We start from the raw sequence: 19,270 nt of genomic DNA, 5'->3' as shown, positions 1-19,270 counted from the left end.
TTCAAATTGGTCATTCGGCCGCGAGACGCGGCTTCGCACTATCTGACCGGGCGTGCAGGTACCGGCACCACATTGGCCAGTTGCGTCGGCGGCGGCTGCAGCCCGACGCCGTTGACCAGGAGGTCGGCGGCCACAATCAGCAGCAGCACGGCTGAAACCATCGTCGCAAGAAAGACTCTATCCATCCTGGTCAATCCGGAGATGAGGGAATCCGTTCCCGCGAGAGAGTGCCGATCAGCTGACTCCTGTCGATTTCGCCACCAGGGCGCCATAAAAAATATAATCGCAATTACAATATCTTACAAATATTGCCTTTCGCCGGCGCGGCATGTCCTAGGCACGGCGATCGGTATGATCCGCGCAGGCCGCATGAGATCGGGGACGAAGGACGCGTCTCCCGCGGCCGCTTGATCTGGATCAAGAATGCCGCGCGGCGGAGGCCGCTACGTCCATCGGGTATCCGCACCTCCCGGAAGGACGGTCGTCTTGACCACACTTCGCAAGCTTCTCTCCGCGGAGCAGATCGTCCAGCTGGTGATCCGACTCGGATTGCTGGCGCTCCTGATCGTATGGACGTTTCTGATCATCCGCCCCTTCGTGCCGATCCTGACCTGGAGCGCGGTGCTTGCGGTCGCGTTCTATCCAGCCTTCAGCTGGCTCGCCAAACGTCTGGGCGGTCGCCCCCGGACGGCCGCGGTCCTCCTCACGCTGATGATGCTTGGCATCGTCATCGGTCCGGCGGCATGGCTCGGGCTGAGCGCGGCCGAGGGCATCAAGGACCTCGCGACCCAGATCGGCACCGGCGATGTCGTGCTCCAGGCGGCGCCTGAATGGCTCAAGGACTGGCCGCTGGTCGGCCCCCAGCTGTTCGATCTCTGGACACTGGCCTATACCAACATTCGCGCCGTTCTGCGCGAAGTGGCGCCGTATCTGAAACCACTGGCGGGGGTGATGCTGTCGTTCGCCGGCAGCGCCGGCGTCGGCACGCTGCAGTTCCTGCTGTCGGTACTGGTCGCCGGCTTCCTGTTCCCGTACGGACCGCAGCTCGTTGGCGCGGTCCGCGCTTTCCTGTTCCGCATCGTGCCGGAGCAAAGCGAGCATTTTCTCGAGCTGGCCGGCGCGACGATCCGGGCGGTGTCGCAAGGCGTGATCGGCGTTGCGATCATCCAGGCGCTGCTCGCCGGCATCGGCCTCAAGCTTGCGGGCATCCCGAGCGCAGGCTTGCTGGCCATCGTCGTTTTGCTGCTGTCGATCGTGCAGATCGGGGCCGCGATCGTGCTCATACCCGTGGTGATCTGGATCTGGATGGACAAGGACGTCGCGACGGCAGTGCCTCTGACGATCTTCCTCGTCGTCGTCGGCCTGCTCGACAATATCCTCAAGCCATTGGTCATGGGCCGCGGCCTGAGCACGCCGACGCTCGTCATCCTGATCGGGGTCATCGGCGGCACATTGGCGCACGGCATCCTCGGCCTCTTCATCGGCCCGATCATTCTGGCGGTCGCCTGGGAGCTCGCGGCGGCCTGGATCCAGATCGACCGTTCCGCAGCGCTACGGGAGCAGAACGAGTCCGCCATTGTTGAACAGCCTTCCGTCGCGCCGAGATAGGTTCGAAAGGCAAGAGGTCGGTCCTGATGCTGCTTCAAGTCCTCGTCAGCGCGCTGGTCAGCGCGATCAATATCGGGATCCACGCGCTAGCGACCGTCGGTGCCGTATCGATCGCGCGAACGGCCGGCCTGAGGCTGACCGATGGTCCGCGACTGCATTTGATGGGGGTGATGGTCGCAACGGCCACAGCGCTGAGTGTTGCGCACACCTTGGAGGTCCTGGTCTGGGCCTGCACGTATTGGTTCGTCCAGGCCGCGCCGGCGGGAAGTGACCTCTTGTATTTCGCCTTCGTGAACTACACCACGCTCGGCTATGGCGACATCACGCCGGTGCCCGAATGGCGGCTGATCGGGCCGTTGACGGCCATGAACGGCATCCTGCTGTTCGGCTGGTCGGCGGCCATCCTGTTCGAGGTCCTGCGCAAAACGATGGAGCATCTCGAAGCGATCGCGCGGTTCCCGGGCAAGACAGGACAATGAGCCTGTCGCTCAGGGCTGAAGATCGAGGCTGGCGAGCTGGTTCCGGTCCAGGAGCACGATCTGGCGCTGGGTGTTGCCGATGAAGCCGAGGATGCCGAGCTCATGCAGCCGCGAGAGCGCGCGCGAGACGGTTTCCAGCGTCAGGCCGAGATAATCGGCGATATCGCGCCGTGACATCGGCAGCGCGAGGACACCCGCAGCGGTCAGCCTCTTGTCCATTTCCAGCAGGAAAGCCGCGACCCGTTCCAGCGAGGTCTTGCGGCCGAGCAGCAGCATGTGATCTTCGGCGTGCTGGAGATTGGTCGTGGTCATGCTGAGCAGGTTTCTTGCAACCATGGCATCGCTCTCGGCCACCATCTCGAGGCTCTCCCGCCTCACGAGGCGCACCGTGGTGTCGACGATCGCCTCCGTGGTGAAGCGGTGCTCGTATCCGTTCTCCAACCCGAAAATATCGCTGGTCAGGTGAAACGCGCCGATCTGCCTGCGGCCATCCGACAGCAGCTTGTAGCTCCGCACCGCACCAGACTTGACCTGGTAGACATATTCGGCGGGTTCTTTCTCGCCATAGATCTCGGTGCCCTTCTTGTAGGAAAATTCGATTAAACTGACGAGCGCATTTGAATCGCTTGTCATGCCGAGGTCGCGAAGGGAGTTGGGGCGCAGCGCGGAATCAGTGGTGATGCGAACGAACATGGGCCAGCTCCTCAGCTTGCCGTCGAATTTGGTCTTTGAGACAAAAATCTCTTGCACTGGAATACGCCGCGCAATCGCACTCCCGCCGAGGTTGATTTACGACTAACGAGGTATTCCAATCCATTGTCCCAAGGGTCAATGTCCCAAGGGACAGCGGGGGGCGTTCGCTGCGCGGACTGAGAAAGACTTCAATGGAAGCCCAAAAGTATTCTGTTGCGAAGCATATGTTTCGGTTTTTGAACCGTTGGCAACCACGCGGCCTCGGTTAAAAGATTGCTTTACTGAATTTTACGCGAGGTAAATGGTGCCCGGCCTTGTCCACGTGGTCGATGACGACGCATCGTTCCGGACGGCGATCGAGCGCCGGCTGAAGCTTGCCGGTTATGACGTCAAAACCTACGCATCGGCGCAGGATCTCCTGGACGCGGCGCCAGACGACGAGCAGCCGGGATGCATCCTGCTCGACGTGCGCATACCGGGCTTGAGCGGTCCTGAACTGCAAAGTCGCCTGATCGCCGCGGGCTCGAATTTGCCGATCATATTCCTGACGGGGCACGCCGACACGCCGACGACCGTGCAGGCCATCAAGGCGGGAGCGGAAGACTTCCTGACCAAACCGGTTTCGTCGGAGCTGTTGCTCGATGCGATCGCGCGTGCACTGGCGAGGCAAGATGCCGCGCGCAGCCAACGCGGCAAGCTCGAAGCATTTCGCGCGCACCTTGCAACGCTGACGCAGCGCGAACGGCAGGTGTTCGATCTCATCGTCCGCGGCAAGATCAACAAGCAGATCGCTTACGAGCTGGGGACGACCGAGCGGACCGTGAAAGCGCATCGCCATCAGGTGATGGAGAAGATGCGGGTTCATTCGCTTGCCGAGCTCGTTTCGATCGCGGAGCGGCTTGGAATGCTGGATTCGAATAGCGGTTAGCCATTCCGTCGCTTCGAATCCAGTTCCCGCCATGTCACTGCCCCAAAGGACAATATGAAGCGCATCGACGGCACGCGTACTGATTGCAGCCACCGCATCACCATCGTGCCGAGCCCGAAAGGTCGCTTTCCTGCCGATGCGCGAATCAGTCTTCATCGTTGACGACGATCCCTCCATGCGAGTCAGCATGAACAGGCTGCTGCGCGCGCACGGATTCGCCGTGACGCTGTTCGATTCCGCGGAGGCCCTGCTTGAACACGGCGGCTTCGACAAGGCGATCTGCATCGTCATCGACATCAATCTCGACGGCAAGTCGGGCGTCGAGCTGCGCCGCAAGCTGGCGGAGGAGGGCGTCACGGCGCCAGTGATCTACGTTACCGGCAATGACAGCCCGGTGAACCGTAGTGCCGCGGTTGCGTCGGGCTGCGTCGCCTATCTGACAAAGCCGTTCACGGCGCAGTCATTGATCGATTCGGTCACGCGCGCGGCTGCGGCCTAGCGTGGAAACGCCGATCATTCGTCGACATACTGTTCCAGCATTTTCGTGGGCGCACCTTTGTGGACCGAGCCGAACTGCGCCAGCGGCACGAGGGTCGTCAGCGCCAGCAGGTTCGAATCGACAACCTCGAGCGCCATTGTCTTTGCCGACTCCATTTCCTCGACGATCCCGGATGGGACGACGTCAGCCGCGATGCAGATGTTGGTCAGGCACCAGTTGTAGGGGACGCTAAAGCTGCTGCCGGGGTCGACGGACAGCTTGGGCGGCCGCTGCAGGTACATTCCGATAGGCACGAAAAGTTGCAGCCGGGCCGTCGGGGTGCCCTCGCGTTCGATCAGGTCGACGCGCACAGCTACCTGCCCGGTCGGGAATGTCCCGGTGATGGTCGTCCGGCACAGCATCGGCGCGCCGCCGGCCTTGAAGCAGAGCTTCTGCCAGTCACCGTAGCTGATGTCCTTGGCTTCGCGCTGGCCGCGTGTGGCCACCTCGGGTGGTTTATCGGCCGGTGTGGCTTTCGGCGAGGCGATGGCAGGATATGTCGCAAGCCCGACGAGGGCGCTAACCAGCACGCCACAGATATGATCACGGATGGTGAACATGGTTGCGCCTCCAGGGCAGGCTCTACTTCTGTGCCTCGAGAAATTTTGTCACCAGCGGCGACCAGAGCGGGATCGCATCCGGCGAGCCGATGAAGAAATGCCCTTCGCTGCCGAATGGCGGCATCAGATGATATTCGGCGCGGCCGCCGGCGGCGGTGAACGCCGCATGCATGCGCTTCGACAGGTCGGGCCCGAAGAACGTGTCGTTCTCGATGTAGATCCACAGCATCGGCACCCGCGAGGTACGGCCGAAATCCGCGGTCGCCTCGACCAGCTTGTCCGGCGCGCAATTGTTGTTGGGCTTGCCGCCGACCCGGCCGCCTCGGCCGGCAGCGAAGGTGATGATGGCCTTCACTTGCGGTGGATTGACGCTCGACAGGGCGATGGAAGCCCAGCCGCCGGCGGACTGTCCGACCACGATCACGTCCTTTGGAATGATGCGCTTCTCGGCCGCCAGGTGGTCGATGATCCACAGATCGACCTGCGCGACCGCTAGGCCCGCATCATGAAAGTTCGGATTGGTGCACTTGCCGACTTTGGAGAAGAACGGCCCATAGATCGCACGTTCGGGAATGTCGATCGCCTGCGCGCCATACCCGCTGCCGACCGGTGCCACCACGAGATGGCCGCGTTTTGCGAACCATTTGGCGGCGTCACGGAATTCGACCAGCGGAAAAAAGCTCCTGTCGGTCGGGTTGAGTGAGACACCGTGATTCATGATCACTAGCGGGAAGGGGCCGTCACCGACGGGGCGCACCAGATAAGCGAACATTGGCAGCGGCAGCGGCAGCGCCCAGATCTCCTCCTGGATGCGGATGTCGTCCTCGGCACGGGCAGGTGCCACGAGCCCGGCGAGAAGGAGCAGGACGCCTGCAAGGAGGCGACGGAGTGCGGGGAGATCAAAGCGCATCCTGGCCTCCTCAACCCGTGAACGTGGCGGCCACCACGATCGGACCGAGCACGGTGAGGGCGACCTTGCCGACAGCGTAGGGAACGGCGACGCCGAGCACAGGGACAATCAGGACGCAGGCCCTGGTCACGATTGAGAAGCCACGGCCGAGCATGGCGCCAGGCGCGATCGCCAGCAGCGGGAAGATTTCCGATGCGGTAGTGATGATCCATGTGACAGTGACCATGGCTGCTTTTCCCCAACGGATCGCAACGGATTCGATCTGGCGCGCGAGAACATTGCTTGATCCAGATCAAGTCTAGCTAGAGCCAAGGCGCCCCAATGCAGTCTTGTGGGATAGGTGACCGCCCGGCATTGCCGACATGAATTCTCTGGACATTGCCTCCGGCGCGATCCGACGCGACGATACAGCCGAAATCGCTCTGCTGCTCATCCTGCTCACCGTGTTTGGCTACTTCGCCATGATCCTGGCTCAATAGGGGGAAGAAAACGTCATGAGAAAGTTCACCATCGGCGCCGTCCTGATCGCCTCGCTCGCAGCCATTGCCGGCTTCAGCACGCCTACGCGTGCCGAGACCGGCGACGTTGCGGTCGTCTTCACCAAGGGCGGATTCATCGTCGGCGTCGGCGGCGGGGAGGGCGTCCTGCTTCTGAGGGGCAAGAAATACCCCTTCACGGTCTCCGGCATGAGCGTCGGCTTCACCATCGGCGCATCGACCACCAAGTTCGTGGGCAAGGCCATCAATCTGAAGGGCCCCGCGTCCATCGAAGGATCCTACGCGGTGGGCGGAGCCGGCGGTGCGGTCGCAGCCGGCGCCGGTGCCGTCCAGTTGCAGAACGGCAATGGCGTGATCCTTCAGCTCACCGGTCCCAAGATCGGCGCGGAGGTGTCGGCCGCGGTCGGCGGCGTGACGATCCGACTAAAATAGGGCCCCGCAAAGGGCCTCTAAGCAAACGGGCTGTGTCGCCGCAGCCCGTTTCGCTTTTCAATATCGCTGGGTTCAGTACCGTTCCTCGACGAACTTCAATCCGCGCAGGCTTGCCTGGTCGTTGTAGCGTCCCTTGTTCGACCGCGACGGCAGCTTGACCTTATCGCGCTTGACCTTCTTGTAAGGGATCGTTCTCAGGATGTGCGAGATGACGTTGAGCCGCGCGCGCCGCTTGTCGTCGGAGCGGATCAGTCGCCAAGGCGCATGTTTGGTATCGGTCGCCTCGAACATCATGTCGCGCGCGCGCGAATAATCGTACCAGCGTCCGAACGATTCCGTGTCCATCGGGCTCAGCTTCCACTGCCGCAGCGGATCCTCGATCCGCGCCATGAAGCGGCGTTCCTGCTCCTCCATCCCGACCTCGAGCCAGAGCTTGATCAGGATGATGCCGGCGTCGACGGCGAATTTCTCGACCGTCGGACACAATTCCAGGAAACGCTTGTGCTCGGCCGGCGAGCAGAAGCCCATGACATATTCGACGCCGGCGCGGTTGTACCAGCTGCGGTCGAAGATCACGATTTCGCCGCCCGCCGGGTATTGCTCGATATAGCGCTGCAGGAACAGCTGGGATTTCTGCCGGTCGGATGGCGCGGGCAGGGCGCAGACGCGGAAGACGCGCGGGCTGACCTTTTCGGTCAATGCCTTGATGGTGCCGCCCTTGCCGGCGGCGTCGCGGCCCTCGAAGATGATGATCACCTTCAGCTTCTGGGCTCTGACCCAGTCCTGGAGATGGCACAGCTCGACCTGGAGCTTTTCGAGCTCCTTCTCGTAGTCCTTCCGCTTCATCCGCCCGGCAGAATCGTCCTTGGCCATGCCCGTCCTTCCGCTGCTACGGCGCTACTCGTCGCCCCATGAAATGGTCACGCCGATGTCGCCGGGCACGCCGCCCGGAAATTCGATGACCTGATAGGCGATGCGATAGCCGCGGGGCTTCAGATAGTCGGTCCAGAGCTGAAAGATCTCCTTGGGGATGCCGGTCAGCGTATTCTCCCAGCCCTTTTCCATCTGGTTGATGGCGCGTCCCTTGTCGGTGCAGAGCGTGTTGGGGAAGCGATAGACCAGGACCTCGGTGAGCCCGTTTCGCACCGCACGCTGGATGATCGTCGAGGCGAGCTTGATCTTCTCCTCCTCGGTCTTGCCGGAAGGCTTGCTCAGCCGCTCGATCAGGGCCTGTTTCTCGGCCTCGGCGGCCGCGGCGAGGCGGACGTACTCTTCCGCCTTCTCGGCCTCCTTGAGCGCGGCCTCTTTGCGGATCTGTGTGGCACTGGGAATGAGTTCGTCGAGGCCGGGCATGGCGGCGGCTCCCCTGGATTGTGCATTCAGTTCCCGGGACGCTATGTCCGGCAACGGGCGTTCTCTTGATTCAAATCAAGCAAATCGGGAAGCTCCCTGAACAGAGTGCAAGAGCACGTTCACTGACCGGGAGAGACGTTTGAGCGACCAGCTTCATCCGATGGCTCCGCACCACCTGCCGTTCTATCTCGCGCCGGGAAGCGGCACCGATACGCTCATGGTGGTGATGGGCGTGTTCCTGATCGGCACCATCCTCTGGGTCGGCACGCTCTATTGGAAGCTACACAGCTTGCCAGAACGGATGGCGCACAAGTCGCAGAAGCTGCAATTCGAATTGGTTGCGGTGCTCGGCCTGATCTCGCTGTTCACGCACATGCATATCTTCTGGGTCGCAGGTCTCCTGCTCGCGTTGATCGATCTGCCCGACTTCGGCACGCCATTGCGCAGCATAGCCGGGTCCGTCGAGAAGATTGCCGACGCGACGCCGGCGGCCGATGGCGGCGACGTCCCGGCCGAGGCTGCCGCGCCGCCTCCGGCAGACAGGCCGGTGTCCGCCAAGGAGAAGGAGCACAGCCATGTTTGAGCTCCTGATCTGCTCCCTCGTGACGATCCTGCCCGACTACCTCTACCGCCGTTACGTCCAGGGCAAGCGCTTCGGCAAGGAGATCACCTTCTTCTCGGTCTGGTACGAGCTGCGCTGGGGCATCACCGGCTGCCTGATGCTGACGGTGTCGCTGATCACGATGATCTTCTACTTCCACCCGTCGACGTCGTCGGCGACGCTGTACTTCCGCACGGTGCCCATCCTTCCCGAAGGCTCGGGGCGTGTTGCCGAGGTCAAGGTCGGCTTCAGCGCGCCGGTCAAGAAGGGCGACGTACTGTTTACGCTCGACAGCTCGAAGCAGCAGGCCGCGGTTGAAACCGCCAAGCGCAAGGTTGCCGAGGTCGATGCCACCATGCAGACGGCGCAGGCCGACGTGGTCAAGGCCGAGGCGCAGATCGGGGAGGCGAAGGCCAACTACCAGCAGGCCAAGGACGAGCTCGAGGTCAAGAGCGAGCTGCAGCGCCGCAACCCCGGCATCGTGCCGCAGCGTGACATCGAAAAGCTCCAGGTCCTGGTCGATCAGCGCCAGGCCGGAGTCGATGCCGCAAATGCCGCGAAGCAATCCGCGTCCTTGCAGATATCCACGCTGCTGCCGGCGCAGAAATCCAGCGCCGAGGCCGCGCTCGACCAGGCCCAGGTCGATCTCGACAAGACTCTCGTCCGGGCCGGTGTTGACGGGCGGGTCGAGCAGTTCCTGGTTCGCCCCGGCGACGTCGTCAACCAGCTGATGCGCCCGGCCGGCGTCCTGATTCCGGAAGAGGCTGGCCGAAAGGTTCTCCAGGCCGGCTTCGGCCAGATCGAGGCGCAGGTGATGCAGACCGGCATGGTGGCGGAGGCGACCTGCATTTCCAAACCGTGGGTGATCATCCCGATGGTGATCACGACCGTGCAGGACTACATCGCAGCCGGGCAATTCCGGTCCGGCGAGCAATTGCTGGAAGCGCAGAACGCGGTGAAGCCCGGCACCATCTTGGTGTTCATGGAGCCGCTCTACAAGGGCGGGCTCGAGGGCGTGACGCCGGGCTCGAGCTGCATCGTCAATGCCTACACCAGCAACCACGAGGAAATCTCCGCCAAGGATACGCCGACCAGCCGGAAGATCGTGCTGCACGTCGTGGACGGGGTCGGCCTCGTGCATGCGCTGCTGCTGCGCATCCAGGCGCTGTTGCTGCCGATCCAGACACTCGTGCTGAGTGGCCATTGAACGGCGAGAAAAGGACGGATCACATGGCTTCACGGAAACTGGTCACGCTCGGCGCGACGTTGATCTCACTGGTCGTTGCAGCCGCCAGCGCCAGGGCGCTCGACCTCAACGGCGCCTGGGCCGGCGATGCCGACAATTGCAGCAAGGTGTTTGCCCGCAAGGGCGCGCAGCTCGGCTTCACCGACATGTCGGACGTCTATGGCGGCGGCTTCATCGTCGACGGCGATCAGATCGTCGGAAAATTCGCGCGCTGCCGGATCAAGGCGAGGAAGGACAACGGTCCGAACGTCAACCTGGTTGCGGCCTGCGCGACCGACATGATGCTCTCCAGCATCCAGTTCAGCCTGAAGGAGGTGGATGCAAACAGCATCACCCGGCTGTTCCCGGGCATGGAGGACATGGAGATCCGCTATTTCCGTTGCCCGGCCTCTTAGCGACGCGTTGCACATTTGCCGCGGGATTGTCCTGGAATGGCACGACCCGCCTCGGCCTCCTCGCAGAGGCGCAGGCGAGGGCGGGACGTGCTTTCGCGCCGATGAGCTATGCCTACGGACGCGTCACCACACGCTGCTGAGGCGTGCTCTCACGGGCTGTCCGAGCGCGACAATTGCCGCTAGAATTGTCCGGAAAGCAGCCGCCGGAAGCTGCGGGAATTGGAGCTGAGCGGACGCATGTCCTCTGACCCGGTCAGGTCGTGGCCTGCCGTGCTGTTCTGCCTGGGCCTGTTCGTCGCCGCGTGCATGTCGCCAGATCAGGCAAGTGGCGTCGAGCGAAGCCTGCGCGGCGAGCTCAAGCGCGTGCTTTTGCTGCATTCGTTTGGCCGCGAGTTTCGGCCGTGGAGCGAATACGCACGCGACATCAAGGCCGAGCTCGAGCGGCAATCGCCGTGGGCACTCGACATACAGGAGCATGCGCTGCTCACGGCGCGGTTCAATAATCCTGGTCCCGAGGCGCCCTTCGTCGAGTATCTGCAATCGCTCTACCAGGGAGCGTTGCCCGATATCGTGTTGACCATTGGCGCACCTGCCGCCCGGTTCGCGCAGAGATACCGCGCAAGATTGTTCCCCAACACGCCGTTGATTCTTTCCGCGGTCGAGTACCGGCTGATCGACCGTGCCGATCTCACCGACAACGACGTGGTCGTGGCGATCCGCAACGATTTCACGGCCGCATTCGCCAACATCCTTCAGCTGCTGCCGGACACCAGGGCGGTCGCGATCGTGATCGGTGCCTCGCCGCTGGAGAAATTCTGGATGGAGGAGGTGAAACGCGAGCTGAAGCCCATGGGCGAGCGGCTGGAGCTGATCTGGTATTCTAACCTGTCATTCGAGGAAATCCTGAAACGTGCATCGAGTCTTCCCCCGCACACGGTGCTGTTCTGGGGGCTGATGTCGGTCGACGCAGCCGGGATCGTCCACGAGAGCGACATCGCCCTGCGCAGCCTGCACGCGGTTGCGAATGCGCCGATCTTTTCCTACCAGGACCCGTTCTTCGGGGGCAGCACCGTCGGCGGCCCCATGCATTCGGTCGCGGAAACGAGTTCGAGGACCGTCAGCGTCGCACTGCGCGTTCTCGGAGGCGCAAAACCTTCGAGCATTAATTATGAGCCGCTCGGCTTCGCGGCGCCGCGCTATGATTGGCGCGAATTGCAGCGCTGGGGCATCAGCGAGAGCCGCTTGCCTCCCGGCAGCGAAATCCTGTTTCGCGAACCGAACATCTGGGAGCGCTATCGCTGGCAGATGCTGATGATCTCGGCCGTATTCCTGGTGCAGGCCGGGCTCATCAGCGGGCTGCTGCATGAGCGTCGCCGCCGCCGGCTCGCCGAAGTGGAATCGCGCCAGCGGCTGGCGGAACTCGCCCACGTGAACCGGTACTCGGCCGTCGGCGAGCTGACGACCTCCATTGCGCATGAATTGAACCAGCCGCTCGGATCCATCCTGACCAACGCCGAGACGGCGGAGCTCATGCTCAGGGCCGCTCCGCCCGATATCGACGAGATCCGGCAGATCCTCGCCGACATCAGACGGGATGACCAGCGGGCGAGCGAGGTGATCCGCAGGCTGCGCAGCGTCCTGAAGAAGACCCCGTTCGAGGTCAGGGATATCGAGCTGAACGACACGGTGCGGGAGGCGATCGGGCTGGTGAGCGCCGTCGCCGATGGACGCCGCATCGCCCTGGCCTACATGCCCTTGCTCGCGGATTTGCACGTCAAGGGCGATCCCGTGCAGCTTCAGCAGGTCGTGCTCAATTTGATCATCAATGCGATGGATGCAGTCTCGGACGCCGACATGAAAAAGCGCGACATCGCCGTGTCGACCATGCGGGCCGGCAACCAGGCCGAGATCAGGATTTCCGACACCGGTCCAGGCATTGCTTCCGCGGATCTCGCAAACGTCTTCAATCCGTTCTTCACGACCAAGCCGCAAGGAATGGGAATGGGACTTGCGATCGTGAAGACCATCATCGAGGCCCATCACGGCACGATCGCCGCTGAGAACCAGCCGTCGGGCGGAGCCCTGTTCACGATCAGGCTGCCGCTCATTCGCTGACAGCAGTATCTTGATCTCGATCAAACCTTCAGCCCGCTGAGGCCGTTTCCTTTCGCGGTTGCGTCATGGCCGGGCTGGACGCGGGCATGGTGGGGGTGGTGGTTTGATCATGAGACGCCGTGAGTTCATGGCTCTGCTTGGCGCTGCGGCTGTGTTTCCAGTCACCGCGCAAGGGCAGGAAAGGGCACCGTGGCAGTCGATGCCTTCGGTGGGGGTGTTGACCGGCAATGTTGCGGGCGATCCCGGTGCCCAGATGCGGGTCGATGCGTTCCAGCAGGGGCTGGCCGATCGCGGCTGGATTGCCAACCAGAATTATCGGCTCGAAATACGCTGGCCGGGTCCCGATCCGGCGCGGCAGAAACTGGAGGCGCTCGAGCTCGTCGCCACCACGCCGGACGTCTTGTTTGCGACCAGCACGGGCACGACCCGGGCACTGCGCGAGGCGACCCAGCGGATTCCGATCGTCTTCGTCGGGCTCTCCGATCCGGTCGGGACCGGTCTGGTCGCCAATCTGGCGCGACCGACCGGCAACCTGACCGGCTTCTCGCTCTACGAGCACTCGATGAGCGGGAAGTGGCTCAGCCTGCTCAAGGACATGGTGCCGGGCATGAGTCATGCCGCGGTTCTGTTCAATCCGGACTCGGCACCCTATGCGCCATTCTACATCGAGGCCGCGCACCAGATGGAAAGCCGTCTCGGCATGAAGATTACTGGGGCGAGCGTTCGGACCGGAGCCGACATCGCGGGAGTGATCGAGGCGGCGGCACGCAATGGAGCCGGCCTTGTCGTGTTGCCGGACGGCGGCTTCTTCGGCGCACAGAGCGCGATGACGATTCCCTTGCTGGCACAGCGCCGGGTGCCGGCGATTTTCGCGGTCCGCTTCTACGCCGCCAATGGCGGCCTGATGTCATACGGTGCCGATCTGACCCAGCAGTTTCGCGATGGTGCCGGTTATGTCGATCGCATCCTGCGAGGGGCAGACATCCGCACACTCCCGGTGCAATTCGCCAGCAAGTTCGAGCTCGTCATCAACATGAAAGCCGCCAATGCGCTTGGGTTGGCGATACCAAGCCGGCTCCTGATGGAGGCCGAGCTGATCGAGTGAGGCCTTGGTCTCGCGTTGCAACAGAAACGGCGGCTCCCGTTTCGTTGATCTCGATCAACAAACGCCCATGCCGCGGCCCCGATCTTTGCGGTCGGAAAGTTGGATGGAGGCTGGAATGTCTCGCTGCGGCAAGACCCTGATGGCAATTGCGCTGATGCTGGCGATGCCGGCTGCGGCAATTGCGCAGACGGCGGACAAGCCGGCGACGCCGAGCACGCAGGCGCAGCCTGCAACCGCGCAAGCACCGGCCGCCGAGCTGTTGAAGCCGGAACAGCTCGAAGCCTTGGTTGCACCGATTGCGCTCTATCCCGACGAGCTGCTCGCCAACGTTTTGGCCGCTTCGACCTATCCGCTCGAAGTGGTGCAGGCCGACCGCTGGCTGAAGGAACGCAAGACGCTGAAGGGGGATGCGCTGAAGACCGAGGTCGACAAGCAGGGCTGGGACGACAGCGTCAAGGCGCTCGCGAGCACGGCCGAAATTCTTTCCATGATGAGCGACAAGCTCGACTGGACCCAGAAGCTGGGTGACGCCTTTCTCGCCCAGCAGCCCGACGTGATGGATGCGATCCAGCGCCTGCGCAACAAGGCCTACGACAACAAGAAGCTGGTCACCACCAAGCAGCAGAAGGTCAGCGTCCAGTCGCAGGAAGGCAAGCAGGTGGTCGTCATCCAGCAGGCCGATCCTGCGGAGTTGTACGTGCCGTATTACGATCCCGCGACGGTCTACGGCACCTGGCCTTACGCAGAATATCCGCCGTATTACTGGGGCTATCCCTCGTACATCGGCGCCGGCGTGGTTGCCGCCGGGCTCGCCTTCGGCACGGCGTGGGCGATCGGACGCTGGGGCAATTACTGGGGCGGCGGCTTCAACTGGGGCAACCGCAACGTCTACGTCAATCATCGCACCACCAACATCGGCAATGGCTGGCAGCACAATCCGGCGCATCGCCAGGGCGTACGCTACAACAACACCAATGTTCAGCAGCGCTTCGGCAACAACAATCTGAAGGCCGGCGTATCGGACCGGATGGATTTCCGCGGCCGCGACGGCAACCAGGTGCTGCGTCCGAACCAGGGTGCCGGAGACCGCGCGGGCGATCGTGCAGGCGATCGCGGCGATCGTGGCGGACCCGGCGATCGCGCCGGCAATCGCGGCGATCGTCCGGGTGCCGGGGATCGCCCCAGTGCAGGGACGCGCGACCGGCCCGGCGGCGGCGATCGTGCCGGTGCCGGTGACCGCGCCAAAGGCGGGGGTGACCGCGCCAAGGGTGGCGGAGATCGTGCAAAGGCTGCGAACCGTGCCGGCGGCGGTGCGGCCAATCGTGGCGGCGGCAATCGCGGCGGCGCGATGAACGTCTCCTCCGGTCGGTCGGCGGCCGCGGCGTCGGCGCGCGGTCGCTCCAGCATGGCGAGCATGCCGCGCGGTGGCGGCGGCGGGCCGAGCTTTGCCGGACGCGGCGGCGGAGGCGGAATGGCGATGCGTGGTGGTGGAGGTGGCGGCTTTGGAGGAGGCGGACGCGGCGGCGGCGGTGGCCGGCGCTCGGATATCGCACTGAAGCACGACATCGCGCTGCTCGGCCATCTCGGCAACGGCCTCGGCTATTATCGCTTCAGCTATATCGGTAGCGACAAGGCCTATGTCGGCGTCATGGCGCAGGAGGTCGAAAGCGTGATGCCGGCGGCGGTGACCCGCGGCAGCGACGGCTATCTGCGCGTCCATTACGAAAAGCTTGGTCTGAAATTCCGCACCTACAGCGATTGGCTCGCCGGCGGCGCGAAGGTCCCCGCGGAGATCGTGCCATGATCGGTCTGATGTCGCTTTGTCGCGCGGTTCTGCTGGGCATGATGGTGCTGGCGCTTCTGGGATCGGCGTCCCAGGCGCAGGAATCCTACAAGACGCCTGAGGACGCGGCCGCCGCACTGGCTGCGGCCGCCAAGAGCGGCCCGCGCGACCTCCTGAAGGTGCTGGGCAGGGCGGCGGACGACATCGTCTCGTCCGGCGACGAGGTCGCCGACGCCGACATCCGCGCGCGGTTCGTCTCGATGTATGAGGCCAAGCACGCGATCAAGGCCGAAGGCAACAAGAAGGCCACGCTGCTGCTCGGACCGGACGACTTCCCGTTCCCGATTCCGCTTGTCAACGCCAGGAACGGCTGGGAGTTCGACACCGACGAAGGCCGCATCGAAGTGCTTCGCCGCCGCATCGGCCGCAACGAGCTCGACGCGATCCAGACCGCGCTGGCCTATGTCGACGCGCAGAACGAATATGCCGACAAGGATCGCGGCGAGGGCGCAGGCGTCTACGCGCAGCGCTTCATCTCCACGGCCGGCAAGAAGGACGGCCTGTTCTGGCGAGATGATGCCGATCCGAGTCCACTCGGCGCGCTGGTCGCGGAGGCTGCGGCCGAGGGCTACAAGCAAGGAGCGGGCGACGAGCCGGCGCCCTATCACGGCTATTTCTTCCACATCCTGAAGGGCCAGGGCCCCAATGCGCCCGGCGGCGCGCTCAACTACGTCGTCAAGGGCAAGATGATCGGCGGCTTCGCGCTGATCGCATGGCCCGCGGAGTACGGCAATTCCGGCGTGATGACCTTTCTGGTCAACCATGACGGCACCGTCTACCAGAAGGATCTCGGCACGCGGACCAGCTTCCTGGCGCAGCGCATGACGCAGTTCGATCCCGACCAGACGTGGAAGAAGGTCGATGCCGAGAAGCCCTAGGCTGAAACGCGTCCTACGCGCCGTCGCAAGCGGCCTTGCGGCGCTGATGCTCGTCCTGCTCGCGATCCCGGCCACGCCATCCCTGGCACAGGCGACCGGCCAGGTCCGCGTCAAGTTCGTCAAGGCCGGCCTTCTGGTCGGCGGCGGTGCGGGCAGCGGCGTGTTGAACTATCGCGGCCGGAACTATCCCTTCACCGTCGGCGGCCTGAGCTTGGGCATCACGGCTGGCGCGAGCGTTGGCCGGTTCGAGGGACGGGCGTCGGGTATCCGGGACGTCGCCGACTTCGCCGGGACGTACAGTTCCGTCGGCGGCGGCTTCGCCCTCGTTGGCGGCATCAATGGCGTCCAGCTGCGCAACGAAAAAGGCGTGACGCTCGTGCTGCAGGGCCCGAAGGCGGGCCTGGAGCTCGCGGCCAACATCAGCCAGATCACGATTTCACTGAAGTGAGACAGTCGCCGAACTCGGTCGACGACTTATCGAATCCCGACTGCTCCATTTTGGTAAATCGTGGCCAAAAGAAGAAGTTGAATTCGGTAAGCTACTGAGATTACGTGGCTAATTGACACTGTAGTGTCTCGGCAACAATGTGGTACGAATACATCAGTCTCCGCCCGCCGCGGACCCGTTTTCAGCACCATTGTCGGAATGACCAGCGCAGATACCTCGGCCGCATCCTTTGACACGGCCCCAGCCGAAGAGCCGCGGCGCTGGTCGCCGCGACGCTGGCTGGCGCCCTTTGCCGTGGCGCTCGCACTGCTCTCGGGCCTGCTGACCTTCCTGGTCCTGACCGGCCTGACGCGGATAGACCCGACGCCGGAGGTGGTCCGCTCGTTCTACCTGATCAATGCCGGCACGATCCTGCTGCTGGTCGGGATTATCGTCCGCGAGCTCTGGCAGCTGATCCTGGCACGGCGGCGGGGCAGGGCGGCAGCGCGCCTGCATGTCCAGATCGTCAGCCTGTTCTCGATCGTGGCGGTGCTGCCGGCGGTGCTGGTCTCCGTGGTCGCCAATGTCACCCTCGAGCGCGGCCTCGACCGGCTGTTCTCGGGGCCGACCAAGGAGGTCATCCAGAACTCGCTGAACATCGCGCGCGCCTACATGCAGGACCATGCGCAGCTGATCCGCGGCGACATTCTCGGCATGGCCAACGACATCGCGCATGCGAGGCCGCTCTACGACCAGGACCGGCGCTCGTTCCGCGAGATGCTGACCGCCAGCGCCAGCTCCCGCAATCTGCCGGGCGCGATGATCATCGACAAGAACACCAACATCCTGGAATCCGCCGACACCGGCATGCGGCTCGCCTACTCGCCGCCGGCACCGGACTTCCTCAGCAACGTCAACGAGAACGAGCCCGAGATCGCGGTGCTGCCCGATGCGAGCTTCGTCGCCGCGGTGATCCGCCTGCGTGCCTTCAACGACACCTTCCTCTACGTCGCGCGGCCGCTCGACCCGAATGTGGTGAACCAGCTCAAGCAGACCGAGGTCAGCGTCGCCGAATATGCCCAGATCGAGTCGCGGCGGCTCGGCATCCAGGTCGCCTTCGCGCTGATGTTCGCGGTGATCGCGCTGACCATCCTGATGGCATCGGTGCTGATCGGGCTGAACTTCGCCAACTCGCTGGTGGCGCCGATCCGGCGGCTGATGAACGCGGCCCATACGGTTTCGACCGGCGATCTTCATGTGAAGGTGCCGGTAGACCAGTCGGAAGGCGACCTCGCCCAGCTGGGCGAGACCTTCAACAAGATGACGCAGGAATTGCGCAGCCAGCGCGACGAGCTCGTCAATGCCAGCGATCTCATCGACAGCCGTCGCCGCTTCATCGAGGCCGTGCTGTCCTCGGCGAGCGCCGGCATCATCGGCGTCGATACCTCCGGCAGCGTCGGCATTCTCAACCGCTCCGCCGAGAAGCTGATCGGGCACTCCGAAGCCGAGACGCTCGGCCATCCGCTCTCCGACGTGCTCCCCGAGCTCGACGAGATGATGAAGACGGCGCGGGAAGGGACCCAGCGCCTGGTGCAGGGCCAGATCACGATCACCCGCGACGGCACCGAGCGCAACCTCTCGGTCCGCGTCAGCGCCGAGAAGAACCAGCCGCACGACAGCTACATCATCACCCTCGACGACATCACCGAGCTGGTCTCGGCACAGCGTACTTCGGCCTGGGGCGACGTGGCGCGCCGCATCGCCCACGAGATCAAGAACCCGTTGACGCCGATCCAGCTCTCCGCCGAGCGCATCCGCCGCAAGTTCGGCAAGGACATCACCGAGGCCAAGGACAAACAGATCTTCGACCAGTGCACCGACACCATCGTGCGCCAGGTCGACGACATCAGGCGCATGGTCGACGAGTTCTCGCGCTTTGCTCGAATGCCGAAGCCCGTGATGGAGGGCGAGGATGTCGCCGACACCGTGCGGCAGGCGGTGTTCCTGATGAAGGTCGCCCATCCCGAGCTCGATATCGAAGCCGAGTTCAAGGAGGATCCGCTCCGGGCCCAGTTCGACCGGCGGCTGATCTCGCAGGCGGTCACCAACATCGTCAAGAACGCCACCGAGGCGATCGAGCAGGTCCCGCCGGAGGAGCTCGGCAAAGGCCGCATCGACGTCGTGGTGTCGCGCGAGGGCGACGACGTGCTGATCGACGTGATCGACAACGGCATCGGCCTGCCCAAGGTCGCGCGCTCGCGGCTGCTCGAGCCCTATGTGACCACGCGCGCCAAGGGCACCGGCCTTGGCCTTGCGATCGTCGGCCGCGTGCTGGAAGACCATGGCGGGCGCATCGAGCTGAAGGACGCCTCCGACTTCCGCGAAGGCCAGCGCGGCGCCTGGATGCGCATGCGCTTTGCGATTTCCGGCCAGGCCAAGAAGGCCGAGGGAGCCGAGCAGGCGCCGGCGGCCAAGGAAGAGGCGAAGGACGCGGCCGAGGCACCCGCCAAGGACGCAACCGCCCCGGATACCAAGGAAACGCCTGCGGATTCCATCAAGGCGCAGGAAACAAAAGAGCCGGCGGCCGGAACCAAAGAGCCGGAAGAAAAGACCAATGATTCAACGAAAATCGAAGCCTCAACAGGCAGCTGACAAGACAGGC

General features: G+C 63.7%; 21 protein-coding genes. 14 read left to right on the top strand and 7 right to left on the bottom strand.

Going from position 1 to position 19,270, the window contains the following annotated elements:
- Positions 1–38: 38 nt before the first annotated feature.
- Positions 39–185, bottom strand: a complete 147-nt coding sequence (locus tag QA649_RS24310) for a hypothetical protein (RefSeq protein ID WP_260423979.1) — start codon at positions 183–185, stop codon at positions 39–41.
- A 349-nt stretch (positions 186–534) separates the two neighbouring features.
- Here QA649_RS24310 and QA649_RS24305 point away from each other — a divergent pair, with 349 nt between their 5' ends.
- The gene (locus QA649_RS24305) at positions 535–1,608 is read left to right on the top strand and encodes an AI-2E family transporter (RefSeq protein WP_283026089.1); all 1,074 of its coding nucleotides are present in this window, start codon (positions 535–537) and stop codon (positions 1,606–1,608) included.
- A gap of 26 nt (positions 1,609–1,634) precedes the next feature.
- Positions 1,635–2,087 carry a potassium channel family protein gene (locus QA649_RS24300; RefSeq protein ID WP_283019413.1) on the top strand — a complete coding sequence of 151 codons (453 nt, stop codon included), beginning with the start codon at positions 1,635–1,637 and terminating at the stop codon, positions 2,085–2,087.
- Positions 2,088–2,096: 9 nt separating this feature from the next.
- Here QA649_RS24300 and QA649_RS24295 read toward each other — a convergent pair whose 3' ends face one another.
- Positions 2,097–2,780 carry a helix-turn-helix domain-containing protein gene (locus QA649_RS24295; protein ID WP_283019412.1) on the bottom strand — a complete coding sequence of 228 codons (684 nt, stop codon included), beginning with the start codon at positions 2,778–2,780 and terminating at the stop codon, positions 2,097–2,099.
- 304 nt (positions 2,781–3,084) lie between these two features.
- Here QA649_RS24295 and QA649_RS24290 point away from each other — a divergent pair, with 304 nt between their 5' ends.
- The gene (locus QA649_RS24290) at positions 3,085–3,708 is read left to right on the top strand and encodes a response regulator transcription factor (RefSeq protein WP_283019411.1); all 624 of its coding nucleotides are present in this window, start codon (positions 3,085–3,087) and stop codon (positions 3,706–3,708) included.
- Positions 3,709–3,895: 187 nt separating this feature from the next.
- On the top strand, positions 3,896–4,207 hold the full coding sequence (locus QA649_RS24285; protein ID WP_349254029.1) for a response regulator: 312 nt from the start codon (positions 3,896–3,898) through the stop codon (positions 4,205–4,207).
- A gap of 14 nt (positions 4,208–4,221) precedes the next feature.
- On the opposite strand, the gene QA649_RS24280 is transcribed toward QA649_RS24285, so the two are convergent.
- The 3 genes from QA649_RS24280 to QA649_RS24270 are packed head-to-tail and all read right to left on the bottom strand — an operon-like array spanning position 4,222 to position 5,942.
- Positions 4,222–4,806: an invasion associated locus B family protein gene (locus tag QA649_RS24280; RefSeq protein ID WP_283019410.1), complete on the bottom strand. Its 585-nt coding sequence runs from the start codon at positions 4,804–4,806 to the stop codon at positions 4,222–4,224.
- A 22-nt stretch (positions 4,807–4,828) separates the two neighbouring features.
- Positions 4,829–5,716 carry a dienelactone hydrolase family protein gene (locus tag QA649_RS24275; RefSeq protein WP_283019409.1) on the bottom strand — a complete coding sequence of 296 codons (888 nt, stop codon included), beginning with the start codon at positions 5,714–5,716 and terminating at the stop codon, positions 4,829–4,831.
- Positions 5,717–5,726: 10 nt separating this feature from the next.
- On the bottom strand, positions 5,727–5,942 hold the full coding sequence (locus QA649_RS24270) for a hypothetical protein (protein WP_283019408.1): 216 nt from the start codon (positions 5,940–5,942) through the stop codon (positions 5,727–5,729).
- 268 nt (positions 5,943–6,210) lie between these two features.
- Here QA649_RS24270 and QA649_RS24265 point away from each other — a divergent pair, with 268 nt between their 5' ends.
- Positions 6,211–6,645, top strand: a complete 435-nt coding sequence (locus QA649_RS24265) for a hypothetical protein (RefSeq protein WP_283019407.1) — start codon at positions 6,211–6,213, stop codon at positions 6,643–6,645.
- A gap of 72 nt (positions 6,646–6,717) precedes the next feature.
- Here the strand turns inward: QA649_RS24265 and ppk2 are convergent, their stop codons facing one another.
- On the bottom strand, positions 6,718–7,518 hold the full coding sequence (gene ppk2, locus QA649_RS24260; protein ID WP_283019406.1) for a polyphosphate kinase 2: 801 nt from the start codon (positions 7,516–7,518) through the stop codon (positions 6,718–6,720).
- Between the two features lie 24 nt (positions 7,519–7,542).
- Positions 7,543–7,998, bottom strand: coding sequence for a hypothetical protein (locus QA649_RS24255; protein ID WP_283019405.1), 456 nt, complete (start codon positions 7,996–7,998; stop codon positions 7,543–7,545).
- 160 nt (positions 7,999–8,158) lie between these two features.
- On the opposite strand from QA649_RS24255, the gene QA649_RS24250 reads away from it, so the two are divergent.
- The 9 genes from QA649_RS24250 (at position 8,159) to QA649_RS24210 (ending at position 19,260) form a co-directional block, all read left to right on the top strand.
- On the top strand, positions 8,159–8,581 hold the full coding sequence (locus QA649_RS24250; protein WP_283026087.1) for a hypothetical protein: 423 nt from the start codon (positions 8,159–8,161) through the stop codon (positions 8,579–8,581).
- Positions 8,574–9,806 (top strand): HlyD family secretion protein, encoded by a 1,233-nt coding sequence (locus QA649_RS24245; RefSeq protein ID WP_283019404.1) that lies wholly within the window; start codon positions 8,574–8,576, stop codon positions 9,804–9,806. The genes QA649_RS24250 and QA649_RS24245 overlap by 8 nt, the downstream gene beginning before the upstream one ends.
- 23 nt (positions 9,807–9,829) lie before the next feature.
- Positions 9,830–10,240, top strand: a complete 411-nt coding sequence (locus tag QA649_RS24240; protein WP_283019403.1) for a hypothetical protein — start codon at positions 9,830–9,832, stop codon at positions 10,238–10,240.
- Positions 10,241–10,477: 237 nt separating this feature from the next.
- Positions 10,478–12,355, top strand: coding sequence for a HAMP domain-containing sensor histidine kinase (locus QA649_RS24235; RefSeq protein WP_283019402.1), 1,878 nt, complete (start codon positions 10,478–10,480; stop codon positions 12,353–12,355).
- Between the two features lie 109 nt (positions 12,356–12,464).
- Entirely contained in the window at positions 12,465–13,460 is a 996-nt protein-coding gene (locus QA649_RS24230) for an ABC transporter substrate-binding protein (RefSeq protein ID WP_283019401.1), read from the top strand.
- Positions 13,461–13,575: 115 nt separating this feature from the next.
- Entirely contained in the window at positions 13,576–15,264 is a 1,689-nt protein-coding gene (locus QA649_RS24225) for a DUF3300 domain-containing protein (protein WP_283019400.1), read from the top strand.
- Positions 15,261–16,181 carry a DUF2950 domain-containing protein gene (locus QA649_RS24220; protein WP_283019399.1) on the top strand — a complete coding sequence of 307 codons (921 nt, stop codon included), beginning with the start codon at positions 15,261–15,263 and terminating at the stop codon, positions 16,179–16,181. Before QA649_RS24225 ends, QA649_RS24220 begins: the two co-directional genes overlap by 4 nt.
- The gene (locus tag QA649_RS24215) at positions 16,165–16,629 is read left to right on the top strand and encodes a hypothetical protein (RefSeq protein WP_283019398.1); all 465 of its coding nucleotides are present in this window, start codon (positions 16,165–16,167) and stop codon (positions 16,627–16,629) included. Before QA649_RS24220 ends, QA649_RS24215 begins: the two co-directional genes overlap by 17 nt.
- A gap of 198 nt (positions 16,630–16,827) precedes the next feature.
- Positions 16,828–19,260, top strand: coding sequence for a PAS domain-containing sensor histidine kinase (locus QA649_RS24210; protein ID WP_283019397.1), 2,433 nt, complete (start codon positions 16,828–16,830; stop codon positions 19,258–19,260).
- Positions 19,261–19,270 lie beyond the last annotated feature (10 nt).

The organism is Bradyrhizobium sp. CB1717 (genome assembly GCF_029714325.1).
Lineage (GTDB): Bacteria > Pseudomonadota > Alphaproteobacteria > Rhizobiales > Xanthobacteraceae > Bradyrhizobium.
Note: the sequence above shows the minus strand (reverse complement) of the source record. Positions and strands in the feature narration are given on the sequence as shown.

Coding starts and splice junctions, on each gene's coding strand:
- QA649_RS24255 (WP_283019405.1), bottom strand. CDS start 7,998: ATGCCCGGCCTCGACGAACTCATTCCCAGTGCCACACAGATCCGCAAA.
- QA649_RS24270 (WP_283019408.1), bottom strand. CDS start 5,942: ATGGTCACTGTCACATGGATCATCACTACCGCATCGGAAATCTTCCCG.
- QA649_RS24210 (WP_283019397.1), top strand. CDS start 16,828: ATGACCAGCGCAGATACCTCGGCCGCATCCTTTGACACGGCCCCAGCC.
- QA649_RS24300 (WP_283019413.1), top strand. CDS start 1,635: ATGCTGCTTCAAGTCCTCGTCAGCGCGCTGGTCAGCGCGATCAATATC.
- QA649_RS24275 (WP_283019409.1), bottom strand. CDS start 5,716: ATGCGCTTTGATCTCCCCGCACTCCGTCGCCTCCTTGCAGGCGTCCTG.
- ppk2 (WP_283019406.1), bottom strand. CDS start 7,518: ATGGCCAAGGACGATTCTGCCGGGCGGATGAAGCGGAAGGACTACGAG.
- QA649_RS24280 (WP_283019410.1), bottom strand. CDS start 4,806: ATGTTCACCATCCGTGATCATATCTGTGGCGTGCTGGTTAGCGCCCTC.
- QA649_RS24230 (WP_283019401.1), top strand. CDS start 12,465: ATGAGACGCCGTGAGTTCATGGCTCTGCTTGGCGCTGCGGCTGTGTTT.
- QA649_RS24240 (WP_283019403.1), top strand. CDS start 9,830: ATGGCTTCACGGAAACTGGTCACGCTCGGCGCGACGTTGATCTCACTG.
- QA649_RS24265 (WP_283019407.1), top strand. CDS start 6,211: ATGAGAAAGTTCACCATCGGCGCCGTCCTGATCGCCTCGCTCGCAGCC.
- QA649_RS24215 (WP_283019398.1), top strand. CDS start 16,165: ATGCCGAGAAGCCCTAGGCTGAAACGCGTCCTACGCGCCGTCGCAAGC.
- QA649_RS24220 (WP_283019399.1), top strand. CDS start 15,261: ATGATCGGTCTGATGTCGCTTTGTCGCGCGGTTCTGCTGGGCATGATG.
- QA649_RS24235 (WP_283019402.1), top strand. CDS start 10,478: ATGTCCTCTGACCCGGTCAGGTCGTGGCCTGCCGTGCTGTTCTGCCTG.
- QA649_RS24225 (WP_283019400.1), top strand. CDS start 13,576: ATGTCTCGCTGCGGCAAGACCCTGATGGCAATTGCGCTGATGCTGGCG.
- QA649_RS24310 (WP_260423979.1), bottom strand. CDS start 185: ATGGATAGAGTCTTTCTTGCGACGATGGTTTCAGCCGTGCTGCTGCTG.
- QA649_RS24285 (WP_349254029.1), top strand. CDS start 3,896: ATGAACAGGCTGCTGCGCGCGCACGGATTCGCCGTGACGCTGTTCGAT.
- QA649_RS24250 (WP_283026087.1), top strand. CDS start 8,159: ATGGCTCCGCACCACCTGCCGTTCTATCTCGCGCCGGGAAGCGGCACC.
- QA649_RS24245 (WP_283019404.1), top strand. CDS start 8,574: ATGTTTGAGCTCCTGATCTGCTCCCTCGTGACGATCCTGCCCGACTAC.
- QA649_RS24295 (WP_283019412.1), bottom strand. CDS start 2,780: ATGTTCGTTCGCATCACCACTGATTCCGCGCTGCGCCCCAACTCCCTT.